The organism is Paenarthrobacter aurescens (genome assembly GCF_025421775.1).
GTDB classification, from domain to species: domain Bacteria; phylum Actinomycetota; class Actinomycetes; order Actinomycetales; family Micrococcaceae; genus Arthrobacter; species Arthrobacter aurescens_B.
The window spans coordinates 51,349-67,574 of the sequence record NZ_JAOEFX010000007.1; the positions used below are offsets into that span (position 1 = coordinate 51,349).

General features: G+C 63.8%; 11 protein-coding genes. 5 read left to right on the forward strand and 6 right to left on the reverse strand.

The annotated features are described in order from the left end of the window. Positions 1-28 precede the first annotated feature (28 nt). Together N7568_RS15475 and N7568_RS15480 are read right to left on the reverse strand one after the other, a co-directional pair. Positions 29-1,201 carry an MFS transporter gene (locus N7568_RS15475; RefSeq protein WP_261610685.1) on the reverse strand — a complete coding sequence of 391 codons (1,173 nt, stop codon included), beginning with the start codon at positions 1,199-1,201 and terminating at the stop codon, positions 29-31. Continuing rightward, positions 1,198-1,860, reverse strand: coding sequence for a GntR family transcriptional regulator (locus N7568_RS15480; protein WP_261610686.1), 663 nt, complete (start codon positions 1,858-1,860; stop codon positions 1,198-1,200). The genes N7568_RS15475 and N7568_RS15480 overlap by 4 nt, the downstream gene beginning before the upstream one ends. Before the next feature lie 250 nt (positions 1,861-2,110). Here N7568_RS15480 and N7568_RS15485 point away from each other — a divergent pair, with 250 nt between their 5' ends. Then, entirely contained in the window at positions 2,111-5,596 is a 3,486-nt protein-coding gene (locus N7568_RS15485; protein WP_261610687.1) for a discoidin domain-containing protein, read from the forward strand. Between the two features lie 191 nt (positions 5,597-5,787). Here the strand turns inward: N7568_RS15485 and N7568_RS15490 are convergent, their stop codons facing one another. The 4 genes from N7568_RS15490 to N7568_RS15505 all read right to left on the reverse strand — a co-directional run bounded on the left by N7568_RS15490 (position 5,788) and on the right by N7568_RS15505 (position 11,720). After that, a complete protein-coding gene (locus N7568_RS15490) occupies positions 5,788-6,588 on the reverse strand; it encodes a GNAT family N-acetyltransferase (RefSeq protein ID WP_261610688.1) in 801 nt (266 codons plus the stop codon). Positions 6,589-6,670: 82 nt separating this feature from the next. Then, on the reverse strand, positions 6,671-8,572 hold the full coding sequence (locus N7568_RS15495) for a DUF2264 domain-containing protein (RefSeq protein ID WP_261610689.1): 1,902 nt from the start codon (positions 8,570-8,572) through the stop codon (positions 6,671-6,673). Further along, positions 8,572-9,723, reverse strand: coding sequence for a LacI family DNA-binding transcriptional regulator (locus tag N7568_RS15500; protein ID WP_261610690.1), 1,152 nt, complete (start codon positions 9,721-9,723; stop codon positions 8,572-8,574). Before N7568_RS15500 ends, N7568_RS15495 begins: the two co-directional genes overlap by 1 nt. Next, on the reverse strand, positions 9,720-11,720 hold the full coding sequence (locus tag N7568_RS15505; protein WP_261610691.1) for a heparinase II/III-family protein: 2,001 nt from the start codon (positions 11,718-11,720) through the stop codon (positions 9,720-9,722). The genes N7568_RS15500 and N7568_RS15505 overlap by 4 nt, the downstream gene beginning before the upstream one ends. Positions 11,721-11,884: 164 nt before the next feature. On the opposite strand from N7568_RS15505, the gene N7568_RS15510 reads away from it, so the two are divergent. The 4 genes from N7568_RS15510 to N7568_RS15525 all read left to right on the forward strand — a co-directional run bounded on the left by N7568_RS15510 (position 11,885) and on the right by N7568_RS15525 (position 16,226). Then, complete coding sequence (locus N7568_RS15510; protein ID WP_261610692.1) at positions 11,885-12,898, forward strand: hydroxyacid dehydrogenase; 1,014 nt, start codon at positions 11,885-11,887, stop codon at positions 12,896-12,898. 61 nt (positions 12,899-12,959) lie between these two features. Continuing rightward, complete coding sequence (locus N7568_RS15515) at positions 12,960-14,240, forward strand: ABC transporter substrate-binding protein (protein ID WP_261610693.1); 1,281 nt, start codon at positions 12,960-12,962, stop codon at positions 14,238-14,240. A 118-nt stretch (positions 14,241-14,358) separates the two neighbouring features. Continuing rightward, positions 14,359-15,285 carry a carbohydrate ABC transporter permease gene (locus N7568_RS15520; RefSeq protein ID WP_261610694.1) on the forward strand — a complete coding sequence of 309 codons (927 nt, stop codon included), beginning with the start codon at positions 14,359-14,361 and terminating at the stop codon, positions 15,283-15,285. Continuing rightward, positions 15,285-16,226: a carbohydrate ABC transporter permease gene (locus N7568_RS15525; protein WP_261610695.1), complete on the forward strand. Its 942-nt coding sequence runs from the start codon at positions 15,285-15,287 to the stop codon at positions 16,224-16,226. Before N7568_RS15520 ends, N7568_RS15525 begins: the two co-directional genes overlap by 1 nt.

Below are 16,226 nucleotides of genomic sequence, written 5' to 3' on the forward strand. Positions count from 1 at the left end.
GCTCAATCAACCTTTCAGGTCAGTTCAATCAGTCGTCCAGCCGTACACCGCGCAGCAACAGCATGGTCCCGCCCACAGCAACCGCGGATGCCAGAAACACTCCCGCGGCACCGAGCCCCACCGCCACAACGCCGATGACGCTGGGCAACACCACTTGGCCCACCCTGTTCCCGGCAAGCCGTAGAGCCAGCGCCCGCCCGCGCTGGCCTTCCGGCGCTTGGGCCGAAAGCCAGGACATGGTGAGGGGCTGGCCGATTCCCAGGCCAAGGCCGAGGAACGCCATGACGACAAACAGCGACCACTCGGGCATCGGGATGGCGGCCGCACCCAAGGACACGGTGGAGATGGCCAGGCTCAGGAGCAGCAGCTTCATGCGTCCCAACTTGCGGGAAACGGTGCCGAGCCCCAGCCTGGACACCATGGAAAACACCGCACGGACGGTCAGCATCAGGCCCACTGTTGCAGCTGTCAGGCCCCGTTCGGCGCCGAGTGCAGGCAGGTAGACGACGGTCAGGTCCACGACGGCCAGCACGGTGGCGCTGGTAGCCAAGGCACGGACCACCCCGGGTGTCCGGAGGAGTGCTGCCGCGCTGCCCTTGGTAGCGCCCTTGGCTGTGCGCCTGCCCCGGCTGACCTTTGAAGAGATCACGAACGTGGTCAGGAACAGCACCAAGCTCATGGCAGTCGCGAGGAGGAAGATCGCCTGCGTGTTCGGGCGAACAGAAGCACCGCCCACCACGGAAATGGCCAACGGTCCGAGGGCCTGGCCCAGCGACGCGGCGAAGGTCAGGTACCCGAAGGCAGAATCCAAACGCGACGATGCAGCGTTGTTCGCGACCACGGCCTGCTGCCCCACTACGCAGGCCAACTGCCCCGCACCCAGCAGCGCTGTGCCGGCCACCAGTGCGGGGACTGACGTCCCCCAGAACAGCAGAAAGGCAGAACAACCCAGTACGACGGCGGACCCGATCGCCATGAGCCGACGCTCACCAAGACGGTCCACCAGCCCGCCGATGGGCAGCGCGAGCAGCAACGGGAAGACTGCGTAACTCGCGGCAAGAAGGCCCAAAGCGAAGCCGGGGACATCCAGTTCCAGTGCGCGGTAGGTGGTGGCGGGCCGGACCAGGAACGTCACAGCCTGGATGAGGGCCGAGTGCACCAGGAGTGCCGTGGACGAGCGCCGTCCGAGTTCGCCAATCATCCGACAACGAGGCCGGTGCTTGAGATAACCCGCAAGGTCTCATCGCGTGCGCCGATCACGTGATCGAAAGCGACCTTGGCCGCTTTCTCCGCATCCTTGGAAGCGATGGCTTCGACCAGGACCCGGTGGTTGGCGAGCGCCTCATCACGTCGTTCGGGAGCGTTGTTGGTGAAGTAGCGGTAGCGCTCAACCTGGCTGGCAATCTGCTCATGGAAGCGCAGGGCCCAGGAGTTCCCTGCGATCCTGGCTACCGCAGCGTGCAGGGCAACTCCGTACTTCATGGCTTCGTCGGCGAAGTCCACCATCGCTGCGTTGCGGGCTACGATCCCCCGTAGTTCTTCGAGGTCCGCCGGACTCGCATTAGCGCACGCTTCACGTGCCATCAGTGATTCCAGGGCAGCACGGACGTCGTACAGCTCTGAAATCACCTTTTCATCCAGTGCCGGCACCAGCACTCCCCCGGTGGTTTGCTGCTCGAGCAAGCTCTCCGAAATCAAGCGTCGAATGGCCTCACGGAGGGGCGTGCGGCTGACCTGAAGGGCCGCCGCCATGGCTGGTTCGTAGATGCGCTCACCCGGTTTCAGCTCGAGGCTGAGGATCCGGCGCTTCAACTCGCCGTAGACAAGATGCGCCCCCGTGTTTCGTGGTTGTTCAGCCATGTGGTTCCGCCCCGTGGAAAAGTGTACTTGTATACATCTATACAACCACGGGTCAGCGCAGGGCAAAGTTGTTACACCTCTGACCACTTCTGACTGACCACGAACGAGCGTGTTCGAGTGCCTTGTGACGCTCCCAACAGCCTCATAGTCTCGGCTTGCCGGGCCTTCCTGCGAAGCCCTGCACCATCACCCCGAACCCCGACGATGAGGTCCACCCATGGCGTTTTCCGCGCGAAGAATCCGAAGGCCAGTGGCAGCACTGGCGGCAGCCGTCACAGCAGCCGCCGGCCTGGCACTCATGCCCGCAACCACACCACAAGCACAGGCAGACGACGCAACAGCGGTCACCATCACCCCGAACCCCGCCACCCGCGGCGAAGCGTTCGAAGGGTGGGGAACCAGCTTGGTGTGGTTCGCGAATGCGACGGCGGGCTACTCCCCCGAGCTGCGGGAGGAGCTGTACCAAAAGGTTTTCGGGGAGGACGGACTCAACCTCAACATCGCCCGCTACAACGTGGGTGGCGGCAACGCGTCAGACGTCGCCAACTACCTCAACGACGGCAGCGCTGTAGAGGGATGGTGGAAGCCGGTGGCTGAAGCGCAACCCGGCCAGCCGGCGTCGAACCTTTACAACCCGGACGGATCCGTGGACAAGACGCAGGCCAACAAGCTCGCGTTCTTGGACGAGTGGGATCCGGACGACCCAGCGTCCTACAACCCCGATGCCGACAAGAACCAGCGTTGGTGGGTGGAACGCCTCGCCGCAGACCAGCAGATCACCCACTGGGAAGCGTTCAGCAATTCCCCTCCGTGGTTCATGACCAAGAGCGGCTATGTGTCCGGCCAAGTGAACACCGCCAAGGGTGAGAATCTCCTGCCCGAAGCGGAAGCCAAGTTCGCCGCCTACATGAGGAACGCCGTCGAGCTCCTCGAAAAAGGCAGCGGCATCACTGTGGACACCATCGATCCGTTCAACGAGCCGAACTCGGGCTACTGGGGCACGGACATCAATGCTGCCACCGGCAAGCCGCCCACCACGTACACGCAAAAGCAGGAGGGTGCGCTGATCTACCCGGCCGCCCAGGACCGCGTGACCAAGTTGCTGGCCGCTGAGCTCAAAAAGGGCACCACGGACGCCGTCATTTCCGCGATGGACGAGACCGACCCCAGCAAGTTCATGACCAACTGGAACGGCTACAGCCAGGAAGCCAAGGACGCAGTGGCGCAGCTCAACGTCCACACCTACGGCACCAACGATCGTCGTCGGGTCCGCGACCTCGCCAGTTCCACCGACAAGCCGCTATGGATGAGCGAGGTTGGCGGGTTCTGGACCGGCAACCCGGTGCTCGGCGACTCCACCAGCGGCTGGGACCGTTCGAACATCACCAACGGCCTGGGCATCGCCGGCCGGATGGTCAACGATCTCCGTGAACTCGACCCCAACGCGTGGGTCTTCTGGCAGCCCGTGGAGGACACGTATAAGCAGGAGAAGGCAGACAAGGGCTGGGGCTCCATCTACATCGACTTCGACTGCAATTACGAAGGCCGCGAAGGCTTCTCCAACCGCCGCATCAACGACGGCGCATCCCCGGAACAAGCCAAGTGCAAGGTCCTGACCAACCAGAAATACAACACCACCAGGAACTTCACGCACTACATCCGGCCCGGCGACTTCCTCATCCAGAACGACAACGCCAAGACCGCCAGCGCCCTCCGCGCCGACGGCAACGGCGCAACGCTGGTGCACTTCAATGACACCCCGACGGCGGAAAAGGTCACCATCGATCTCAGCCGCTTCGGCAGCATCGCACCCGGCGCCAAGGTCACTCCCGTGGTCACCACGAAGTCACCTCTGGATGACATCGAGAAGAACGCACTCGTCAAGGGCGCGCCAGTCGCCGTCGACACGGCGGCCAAGTCCGCCACGCTTGAGGTACCTGCCGCGTCGGTGGTGACATTCGTCGTCGACGGCGTCAGTGGAGTTTCAGAGGATGCCGCGCCTGTGCAGGACGGCCACAGCTACCACCTCAGCGGTGAAGCGAGCGGCAAGTACCTGACCGGGCGTGCGAACGGAACTGCATCGATCGAGGACCTGGGCACCGACGCGGCAGGCGTAGCGCCGCAGATGTGGACGTTCAACGCCGTGGGTGCAGACGACGTCGCCAACGATCGCCGTTGGGTTGTTTCCAGCGCGGACGGGCGTGTTCTCACCGGCAACGGCGGTGTGCTGAACGGCAGCCAGAGCGGCGCGGCTTCACTCGCTTCCCTGACGTTGGACCAGGCCAAGACGACTCCCTCTGCACAGTGGATTGTCACCACTGAGAACGGCAAGCAGTGGTCCCTGGTCAACGCGGGTGCCGCGATTGCCTTGCAGGTTTCGGGCAACCAGACAGCTGCGGGAACGTCCGTGGCGTTGGCATCCTCTACCGGCACCACCGCAACCGCCTCGGCAAGCCCGCACCAGGCATGGGCTTTCACGGACATTGCGGACTTGAAGCTCCTGGGTGTTTCGCCCGTTGAACTGAGCACACTCACCGGCGTTGCGCCTACCCTCCCTCCTACAGTGACTCCCCTGTATGAGGCGGGTCCGGGCAAGCCGCTGGCCGTTACCTGGTCCGCAGTTGATCCGTCTGTTTGGGAGAAGGACGGCAAGGTAACCCTCCGCGGATCCGGTGTTGATCCCTACGGCCAGGCTTTTGACGACGCTCTCCTCACTGTGACGGTTGGGCAGTACGTCGCCACAGATCCCGCATCCGTGACCGTGGGTGTTGGTTCCACACTGGCCTCGGTGCAGGCGGCTGCCCCGGTGACAGTCCCCGGCCAAATCGGCGACGGGCCCGCCCGCAACCCGATTCCTGTTACGTGGGACTGGGCTTCGTTGTCTGAATCTGCACTGCAGACCGTCGGCTCGGTAACCATTCCTGGCAAGGCTGGCTCCCTGTCCGCGACACTCACCATCGTGGTAGTGGACCGGGTTCCCAGCAGCAACATCTGCAAGGACGACCCCGCCACGGCCGCGACCGCCAGTTACACCGAGGGCTCCTACATCGCGAAGAACACCTGCGATGCCAATGCCTCCACCCGATGGTCCAACTGGGTCAGCGGCGGCCGTGCGGGTGACAACCTGAGCTACACCTTCGGCCGCGACTATACCGTTTCCTCCGTGACCGTCACGTCAGCGGAAAAGGCTGCGGCGAGCCTCAAGGTCCAGTACCAGGACGCCTCCGGAGCGTGGAAGGACACCTCAGCGGGAACCATCACGGGACTCTCGACTTCTGCGCCCACGACAGTTCGCTTCGACCCCGTCACCACCCGTGGGATCAGGGTCTCATTCGTGACCACGGCATCGTACACGAAGATTGCGGAGGTCGCCATCGCGGGTTCACGTTTGGCCGACTCCGGACTCGCCGACCTCGGCAGGCTCCTCGTCAATCAAGCGTCCGTCGTCGGCTTCGCCCCATCGACCACCGACTATCGGGTGCTGACCGCGACGGCGACTCCCGCCGTCGTCGGCTACCCGCTGGACACGAACGCCAAGGTGACCGTCCAGCAGCCCACCGCTGAGAACCCGACGGCGGTAGTCACCGTGACAGCGCCGGACGGCACCACGAAGGAATATCGCGTGATCGTTTCAACCGGCAAGGACGCGTGCAAGAACGGTGGCTGGAAGACGAGCCCGTCGCCCGTGTTCACGAATCAGGGGCAGTGCGTGAGCTACTTCGCGGCTGGGAAGTAGGGACTTCTGAGATAGTGAGGCCCCTTGGGATTTTGATCCTGAGGGGCCTCGCTGTGTTTTCACCGACGTGGGATAAGCGCGCACAAATGAACAGCTACACAGCCTTTACTGTTATTTAGAGGTCGCTCTGGAAGTCTTGGATGAGGTAGATCGGCTGAATAGGCGGTTGGCCGCCAAAGCCGTCTGAGCTTTCAGCCGCGCACCCAGCGGTACGGCGTGGTCGTGGAGACCTTGAGCAGCCCGGATCGTTCCAGGATGGGCCGCGAGAATTCGGTGGAATCGCTGTGGATGAGGGTCTTGCCCAGCTCGAGTGCGGCCTGCGCGCGGCGGGCCGTCAATGCCCGGTAAATCCCCCGGCCTCGCCATTCTTCCCTGGTGGCCCCGCCCCAGATACCGGCGAAGGCCGTGCCGGGCACTGGCTCCAAGCGTCCTGCGCTGACGATTTGTCCGTCCACCTCCGCCACCCACAACTGCATCCCGTCATCGAGGGAGAGGCGGTGCAGCAGGGCATCGGCCATCTCATCCGAGACCGGCTCGCCAAAGACCTCGTCCTGCATCGCGCTCATGGCCCGCACGTCCGGCTCGTCCGTGACCTGCCGCAACGTCACGCCGTCGGGAAGTGGCACAGCTGTGCTTAAGGCCTGGGCTTCACCGATCATGATCGACTCCGGCTCGTCCTGGGTGAAGCCGTTTTCGATCAACGCTTCGTGCAAACCCGGCGCGTGATCATGCCCGCGGGATTTCCATTCGACCCTGGTGATGCCAGGTTCTGCGCGGAAGTAGGCGGTTGCCTCGGCAACGAGCCGTCTGACGCTCTGTGCATCCGCGTCGCCCAGATCCTGGTACGTGACGAAGCCCCGCCCCTTCATGAAGGTCACCAGGCGCACGGGTCCATGCTGGGTCACTTTGAGGGCGCTCGGGGTCTCGGCGTCGGTGCGGAGGTCCTGGTCATATGCCGCGAGGAAGCGTGCTCGATCGTCGGTTTGGCTCATCCCGCGAGCCTACTGCAGGGGTGGGCTCGCCCGATTCGATGGCTTGCTGCACACTGTGCCGCGCGCACGGCCCGTTCCGCAGCTAGGCGTCGAATTGGGCACGCCACAGCCGGGAGAGCTCCACGGATGCGCCGTCATGGAAAACGAACCGGCCGCCTCCTTCCCCCGCAACAAACGTGACACCCGTATCCGCCGAAGCACCTCCCTCACCAGCGAGGACGACGACGGCGGCGTAGTCGCCGTCGTGCGCGGTTCCCGAGGTTCCCACCCATGGAATGGTGAGCTCCGATCCCATGGGGTGCGCGCCGGAGCGGACGAACGTTCCGGAGATGTCCAGCGCCAAGCCAAACCCCGGCACAGCCACCACCGAGCTCGCAACGGAAGACGCAGCGTCCACCGGCCAACCTCCAATGCGGAGAGAAGCGCCCGCAGCACCAGCATCGGAAATGCGGACCAGCCGGAGTTCAACGGCGCCCCGTGTCACCGAAAGAACCGTCACGGAGGGTCCAGGCGTTGCAATGCCTGCTACGCCACTGCCGTGATCGGGACCGGCGTCGGGGTCGGGTTCGATCCAGTGCGCGGTGAACCGGGAAGCACCCACTTGGACCCCGCCCTCAGAGAAGGAACCCAGGTATTCGAACCCCGTCCGATGCGTCAAACGGCCAGTGGAATCAACGAACACCACTGCGTTGTCCCGCGACTCCGGGGAAAGGTCGGGGAACGTGTGGGTGGAGTACCCGATCCGCGCGTACAAGGGCGAATCAGCCACCAAAGCACCCACAACAGCGTGGTCCGTCGCGTGGTTCCGGATCCGGACAAGGCCGTCGGCACGAGTCCCATCCACCTGCCATCCCGGGGCAGCGACGAGCCGCTGTGTGTCGGCAACCTCCACGGGAAGCGGAGCCTCCACGGCAGTCCACACCCGGTGATCGGCAGGCAGCGCCAAGCCGAGCATCCCCTTTGCCGCCCAATACGGTGACCCTGCGCCGGAGTAGGCCTGCTTCATCCCGGCGAACTCGCCGTGCCAGCCGATGGACAGCAACCCATCGTCAGTGATCGAGCCATGGCGGGCAAAGTAATCGAGCATCCCGGATGCTGCCCGGCGGCTCAGCCCCGGGGCCAAGCGGGTGTGCCCGGACAGCTCCCCCACCCAGAATGGCGCGGCGGCCGCGAACCGGTAGATCAGGCTACGGCCCTGAATGAGCGGGGCACCGTTCGCGCCAACAAGGTAGGCGGCATCGTCCAGGAAGTCTGCCAGCCGGTCGCCGTCGAGCGTCTTCCGGGCGGCAACGCGCGGATCGTCAGGCGCCATGAGTGCCCAGAGCTGCGGGTAAACCTGGAACGCCCAGCCGACGTAGTGGTCGTACGCGCGTTCGGGACCGTCTGCGAACCAGCCGCCGCCCCGGTAGAGCGAGTCATGGATGGCGAGTCCGGCGTCGATGTCCTCGTCGGAGTACCGTCCGCCCACGGATGCCAGGAACGTCTCCACCACAATCTGGAACCACACCCAGTTGATGGGCGGGTACTCCTCCCCGATCACGGTTTCGAACCACGCAATGAGCTGCTCCTGGACGCGTTCGGGCAGCTTGTCCCACAGGACGTCGCGGGTCAGCGCCAGGCCAACAGCCAACGACGCCGCCTCGACCTTCGCCTGCCCCAGCTCGCCTGGCGTCGGCCAGCGGTCAGGGTTGGCGGGGTTGGTCCCGGCATCGAGGCCGGCGGCGTACCACTCGGCGATCCACCCGGTGCTGGCCGGCTCGCCCGCAATCCGGAAGGAAGCCAGCAGGAAGGTCCGGGCGAAGGCTTCCAGCGAATCACTCCGCGGGCCGTAACGACTGTTGACGCCCGGCAGGTGGATGTTGGCGTGGTCCTCGGTGCCGAAGTGATGCGCAGACCGCAGGAGGTGGTCCGCATAGGCGCACCAATGCTCGCGGGTCAGGCCCGTGTAGGGCGACAACGAGTGATCCAAAGGGGGCAAAAGCATCAGAGCGAATCCTCCAGCAGAACGTCAGCAACCCCTCGAGGCGCACCCAGCGACGAATCCCGGACAATCAGCTCAGGGTTCAGGTCAATGCGATGCACTGGGCGCATCCTTCCTTCGGCCAGGCGGGCAGCCATGAGTTGCACAGCAACCTTGCCGACATAGTTTTTGGGAGGCCGCACAGCAGAGATGGCGGGCTCGGCGAGGTAGGCCACTTCGTCGTCGTATCCCACGATCGCCATGCTGCCGGGAACGTCCACACCGCGGTCCACGCAGTGCTGCACGAACGCCACGGCCTGGGTGTCGGAGTGCACCAGCATGGCAGTGGTCCCTGTGGAGCGGCACAGCTCCAGGACGTGATCGAAGTGCTTGGCACGGTCGCCGTTGTCCAGCTTGGCCGAGTCCTCGTGGATGGACTTTTCCAGCGGAATCTTCAAAGCGGCCAAGGCCTGCTTCCACCCGCGGACCACATGCGGGCTGGTGGGACTGGTGGAATCCGTGAGGCACCCGATCATCCGGTGCCCCTCTTGCCACAGATGGCGCACGGCCATTCCGGCACCGAATGAGTGATCCGTCGCCACCCACTCAAGGCGGTGCGACGGGATCTCCAGCGGCGCCCGACGTTCAGCCATGACGACTGGAATGGGCAGGGCGTTAAGCCAGCGGAGCAGCTCCTTGCCATGGTCCCCGCTCATGTCCGGAGCCACGATCAATCCGTCGATGTTCTGGGTGTCCAGCAATGCCTGGACCTGGCGACGGTTGTCTGCAGCGTCATAGGCGGAGCCGCGGACCAGGATCCGGAGATTTTGCACTTCGGCCTCACCTCGGGCACCGGAAATCACCTGGGGCCAGTAATAGTCCAGCGACGGAACCACCATGCCGATGGAGTAGCTGTGGGCCGACGGCCTACCTACGGACACGGAACGGTCCAGCGGGCTGGGCAGCGTCGCACCGCCGTGGACACGGGACACAAGGCCTTCGTCGGCGAGGGTGTTAACGTCGCGCCGGATGGTCAGCTCACTGACGCCCAGCTTCGCGGCGATATCGCGGACGGTGATGGCGCCATGCGCGCGCAACTCCTCCATCAGCCGCTCACGTCGTTGCAGGGAAAACAGCGACTTTCCGGCGGTTTCCGGGGTCTGTTCGGAACTCATGGTGTTGCCTCCACTGTGAGGGTGAACGCGCCGGAAGCGCGGTTTTCGGCGGGCATACGGAAACGGAGCCGTGTCAGTTTGTCGCCCCAGACGTCCCTGAGGAGCGGATCGTCGAGGTGCCATTCGTCCACTAGTACGACGGCGGTCGCCGGCTTCCAGCGCAGGTGCAGTCCCCGGGTGGTTTCCGCAGCCGGAATCCCCTCGGGCGTGACGGTCGCCGTCGCGTCTGTACCGACGTGGACGGTGCCGGCAACCAGGTAAGTGATGTCGACGTCGGGCGTTCCCTCAGGTGGGGGCGCTGGGAGGTTCCAGCGGTCATCAATCACCACGGACCCAAGTTCGCGATTCATCAGCGACGTGCGGATCCACTGCTCAGCGTGGTCAAGTCCGTAGGCGGTGCCGAGGCCAAGCGCCAGGGTCGGTTCCTCGGGAGTGGGCTCCTGGATGACGGTCGCCGCGAACGAAGACCCGGTCCCCTGCTCCAGCCCGAACGGAGCCGGAACGCTGTGCCACGCGCTTTGCATCGCGCGGATTTGGTAGCGATCAGGTCCGAACGTTTGCGCCGTGTAGGTGGGCTGGCCGGCGTCGACCAACAGTGGCACCCCATCCACGGCAACCACCACGGAGCCGACGTCCCGGTGATTGTGGTGCTCGCCGTTGTGCCCGCCCTTGGCCGCGAGGGTGAGCCCGTCCGTGGAACCGGGGTTCTGGCGGGCGACCATGATCTGCACCGATGGCAGGTACGTCCCCCAACCAGGTGACAGTAAACGTCCCAATGGACCCTCATTGCGACGTTTGCTGTCACCTGGTTGGGTGCGTTGGGTACGGGAGGCGAGTTGGGTGAGGACGCGGCCCAGGCCGGCGGCGGCGTTGGGTTCGGGTTCGACGGCGGTAAAGGCGGCGGCGTGCGCGGCGGCCTCGGAGTCGCCCAGCCGGACGGCCCAGCGATGCAGCATGCCCCACGGGAGTCCTTCATGCGCCCGGGCGGGGCCATCAGCGACGTTGAGGAACCATCGGTGGCCGAGGTGCATGCGGTGCGGGAAGGCAACCAGCGCACGGATCACGGGCAGGTCTGCGTTCAGCTCACCGCCAGTGGCCTCCTCCAACAGGGCAAGGCCTTCCAGCGCGCGGCCGGCCCCGTTCCACCAGTAAGCGAACCCTTCATCGATGGCGCCGTCAGCGGGAATGGAGGCGAGGAAGCGGTCCAGCCCCTCGATGCAGCGGGCAATAACCTGGGCCTGCTCATCAGGGTCATCAACCAGCAGCAAGGCCGCGGCGATGATGTTCGAGTGGATCCACGGATTCCAGTTGTGGACATCTCCGTTGAGGCCCAGCCAGTGCCAGTCGAGCCGATCCAGGAAGGGCCGAATGACGCGTTCGTTCGTCTCAAGCCGGATGCGCTTGCGGAGGCCAGGCGCCCTGTCATCAAGGGCATCTCCCAGCACCAGGTCCAGCCACGCGAGTTGGGCCACCACCTCCCCGGCGCCGAGGTCCAGGTAGGGGCGCGTGCGGTCCGGGACCACCTCGCCGTTGCGGGTGAACACGTCGTCGTGCGCTGCCCAGCTCCACGAGCTCTGCTCGCACAGGAGGTAGGCGCCGTCAATCACCTCATCGAGCCAGGCGTCGCCCGAGTCAGGTCCAGACTCCGCGGACTCGGACATAGCGGCCATCACGACGGCGCGAGTCAGCCGCTCCTGTCGGCCCGCCACCAGTGCTTCGTAGGCCGTGCGGTTGCCGTCCCGGAAATAACGCGCGTAGTGGGAGACGAGCGGTTGCGGCCAGGGACTGCCCTTCTCCGTGTCCGCTTGGGTGCGCAGCTCTGAAAGGGGGCGCAAAGCAGCGAGCTGCCATCCGGCGTCGGACGCTGGACGAATGGTGAGCCGGTCCCGGGAGCCGCGGAGCGAGTCCGTCAGGGAGGACGCCTCGGCCTGTGTGCCCCAAGCACTCCTTAAGGGGTAAAACGGTGGCGCTTCAACGGCTGCGGTGCCGGTTGCCATAGGAATTCTTCTCTCATTTGTTCGAGTTTGAACGTTTCAGATCAAGCTCGATTGAGTTGAATGAACTGTCTTGTTTATGAGTATGTACTGATTATTAGATGTGATGCAACACATAAATCACGGTCGAACAGGCCGCCGATAAATTCGAAGGGAGGATCCACTCAATGTCGCTCAAGCCCCAGGCACTGCTGGTCATGAATAGCGGAACCTTTGCTGACCAGTTCGATTCCACGCGACTGGAGCGGCTGGCTGGACTGGTCGATCTTGGTGACGAACCCTGGACGGATTCCCTGGACGCCCCCGAGCTTGCGGGCCGCCTGGAAGAGGTGGAAATCCTCCTCACCAGCTGGGGAGTTCCCCAGCTCAACGCCGATCGTCTGGAGCGCATGCCCAAACTCCGGGCGGTCTTCCACTGTGCAGGAACAGTGCGCAGCTTCGTGAGCGAAGAACTCTGGGATCGAGGCATTACAGTGACCAACGGCGCCGACGCCAACGCCATCCCAGTCGCCGAGTTCACGTTCGCTTCCATCGTCCTGGCCGGCAAAAAGGCCCACGTCCTGGCCAACGATGCCCGCACGCACCGGGATGACTGGAGCTACATCGACAGCCGCGGCGAGCTCGGAAACATTGGTCGCGTTGTGGGCGTCATCGGGTTCTCCCGCATCGGACGGCGGGTGGTCCAACTGGTCCAGCAACTCCAGGACGTGACGTGTTTGGTCAGCGACCCCTACGCCGATCCTCTCGAGGTGGCGGCTGCGGGCGGCACACTGGTCACACTCGAAGAACTCCTGCCGGCATCGGACGTCGTCACGATCCATGCCCCCGCACTCCCCGAAACCCGCAACATGATCAGCACGGCTGAGCTGAGTGCCATGAAGGACCACGCGACGCTCATCAACACCGCACGCGGCTCCTTGGTGGACACGGCGGCGCTCGAGAAGGAGTGCGCCACCGGACGAATCACAGCCCTGTTGGACGTCACGGAGCCTGAGCCGCTGCCGGCAGAATCCACCCTGTACGACCTCCCCAACGTAATCCTCACTCCGCACATCGCCGGCTCACTCGGAACAGAAACCCGCAGGATGTCCGATGCCGCGTTGGACGACCTGGAACGGTATCTCGCCGGCAAGGACCTCCTCGCCCAAGTTGTCCATGAGGACCTCGGCCTCAGCGCCTAGCCCCGTCAAACCCAGAGCCGCAGCCGCGGCAGACTTAAGAACCCCCACTAAGGAGAACGCAATGAAGCGCACAACCCTCGCCGCAATCGCCCTTGCGGTGACTGCAGGGCTCGGACTCACCGGCTGTGCCGGCGCGGCCGGACCCGCCGAACCGCAGGCGGCCGAAGGAAAGACCCGGCTGACCGTCTCGGTATGGAACTACGAGGGCACCCCGGAGTTCAAGGCCCTCTTTGACGGCTACGAGGCCGCCAATCCCAACGTGGACATTGAACCCGTGGACATCCTGGCTGACGACTACCCGCAAAAGGTCACCACCATGCTTGCCGGTGGCGACACCACGGACGTGCTCACCATGAAAAACGTGATCGACTACTCCCGCTACGCCAACAACGGCCAGCTGCAGGAGATCAACAGCGTGGTGGACAAGGTGGGCAAGGACAACCTCGCCGGCCTGGACGCGTTCGACATGGACGGCAAATACTTCGCGACTCCCTACCGTCAGGACTTCTGGCTCCTGTACTACAACAAGGATCTGTTCAAGGCTGCCGGCATCGAAGAGCCCAAGGACCTGACGTGGAAGAAGTACACGGAGATCGCCAAGAAGCTCACCACCGAAGCTGAAGGCAAGAAGGTCTACGGCACGTACCACCACATCTGGCGCTCAGTGGTCCAGGCCATCGCAGCAGCACAGAACGGTGCTGACCAGAACAGCGGCGACTATGGCTTCATGGAGGACCAGTACAACACCGCCCTGGACCTCCAGAAGTCCGGCACCACCCTGGACTTCGGCACCGCCAAGAGCCAGAAGACCAGCTACCGCACCATGTTCGAGACCGGCCAGGCTGCCATGATGCCCATGGGCACCTGGTACACGGCCGGCATCCTGCAGGCCAAGAAGGACGGAAAGACCAACGTCAATTGGGGCCTGGCTCCGATGCCGCAGAAGAACGACGACGGCAAGGTCACCACGTTCGGTTCGCCCACGGCTTTCGCCGTGAACAAGAATGCGACCCACTCTGACGAAGCCAAGAAGTTCATCGAGTGGGCAGCCGGCGAAGAAGGCGCGAAGGCTATCTCCAAGATCGGTGTTGTCCCGGCATTGCAGAACGAGTCCGTCACGGCTGAGTACTTCAAGCTTGAAGGCCTGCCTACCGACGAGCTCTCCAAGAAGGCCTTCACGCCGGATGTCACCGCACTGGAAATGCCTGTCAGCGACAAGTCGGCTGCCACGGACAAGATCCTCAACCAGGAGCACGACCTCATCATGGTCGGCGAGCGCTCCGTCACCGATGGCGTTGCTGAGATGGGCAAGCGCGTCAAGAGCGAAGTCCTGGGACAGTAACTCCCCAGCATCACTCCCCCGGTTCCGGTGCCGCGTCATTGATGCGCAGCACCGGAACCGGACCTGAACTCTCCGGATCCTGAAATGGAGGAACGCCCCCGCCCCGGGAGCGGTCATCATGACTACTGAAACAATCACCCAGGCGCCTGCCCCCGTGCATAGCCGCGGCAACAGGAAGCAAGCCAGGCGTAACACGCTGATCGGCTGGACGTTCATCCTTCCGAACTTCCTGGGCTTCCTGGCCTTCACCCTCATTCCAGTCGTGGCCGCTTTCGCGCTCTCCTTCATGGAATGGACCTCATTCAGCGCCCCCAAGTGGGTTGGCCTGGCCAACTTCCAGCGCATGTTCGCCAGCGATTCCTTCTGGATCGCCCTCCGGAACACCGTTGTTTACGCACTCGGTCACGTTCCACTCACCATGGCACTCGCGCTCATCCTGGCGATGCTCCTGAACCGCAAGCTCAAGGGCATCGGTTTCTTCCGGGTAGCCATTTTCTTCCCCTACATCACCTCTTTGGTTGCCGTCGCCGTGGTCTGGAACATGCTGTTCAGCCCGGACAGCGGTCCCATTAATCAGTTCCTCGGCTCCATCGGCATTGCCAACCCACCGGGCTGGACCTCCAGCTCCGATTGGGCCATGCCTGCTGTGATCATCACCAGTGTGTGGCGCGACATGGGCTACTACATGGTGCTGTACTTAGCCGGCTTGCAGGCGATCCCCACCGAACTGTACGAAGCCGCCGAAGTTGACGGTGCCAGTGCTTGGCAGCGTTTCTGGAACGTCACCATCCCGTCCCTGCGTCCCACCACGTTCTTTGTGGTGGTCATGCTGACGGTCTCCAGCTTCAAGGTGTTCGACCTCATTGTGGTCATGACCAACGGTGGCCCCGGCCGCTCCACCACAGTGCTGTCCCAGCTGATCTACCAGGAGGGCATCGGCGAAGGTAAGTTCGGGTACTCCTCGGCCATTTCGCTGGTTCTGTTCATCATCGTGCTGACGGTTACCGTCCTGCAGTTCAAGATCCAACAGCGGAGGGAACGCTGATGACCAACATGGCCGAAGACCTCAAAGCCACTCATGTGACGGACGCAGCACCGCTCCCGAACGGCGCACCCACTGCGGAAGACCGCCGTCGTACTGACCGCAAGCGCTCCCCGCGCGAGCAGAAAAAGCGCACCGCGAACGTCGTCATCTACGGCGTCCTGGTGGTGCTGGTGGTGGCGCTCATGGTGCCGTTCATCTGGATGCTCTCGTCCTCGCTGAAGGAGAACAACCAGGTCCTCACCGTACCCATCCAGTGGATTCCGCAGGAGTTCGTGTGGAGCAACTACACGGACATCTGGACGCGCATCCCCATGATGGGCTACCTGCAGAACTCGCTGTATCTTGCGGTGATCATCACCTGCCTGCAGGTCCTCACCGGCTCGTTGGCCGCCTACGGTTTCTCCAAGGTTCGCTTCCCGGGCCGTGATGTCCTGTTCCTGGCCTACATCGGCACCATCGCTGTTCCGTGGCAGGCCTACATGGTGCCGCAGTACATCATGATGCAGCAGCTGGGCCTCACCAACAGCTTCAACGCGTTGATTCTCCTGCAGGCATTCGGTGCCTTCGGCGTGTTCCTGATGCGCCAGTACTACATGACCATCCCGGACGAGCTCTGCGAAGCGGCCCGCATCGATGGCCTGAGCGAATACGGCATCTGGGCCCGCGTCATCCTGCCCCTGTCCAAGCCGGCCCTCGCCAGCCTGGCGCTGCTCACGTTCGTGAACACGTGGAACGACTACATGGGTCCCTTCATCTACCTCACGTCCAACCGCCTCTGGACTGTCCAGCTGGGCCTTCGTTCCTTCGTTGGCCAGTTCGACGCCGAGTACGCCATGATCATGACCGGCTCCGTGATCTCCGTGATCCCGATCCTCATCATCTTCCTCATTGGCCAGCGTTACTTCATCCAAGGCATCGCGACGAGCGGGATGAAAGGATGA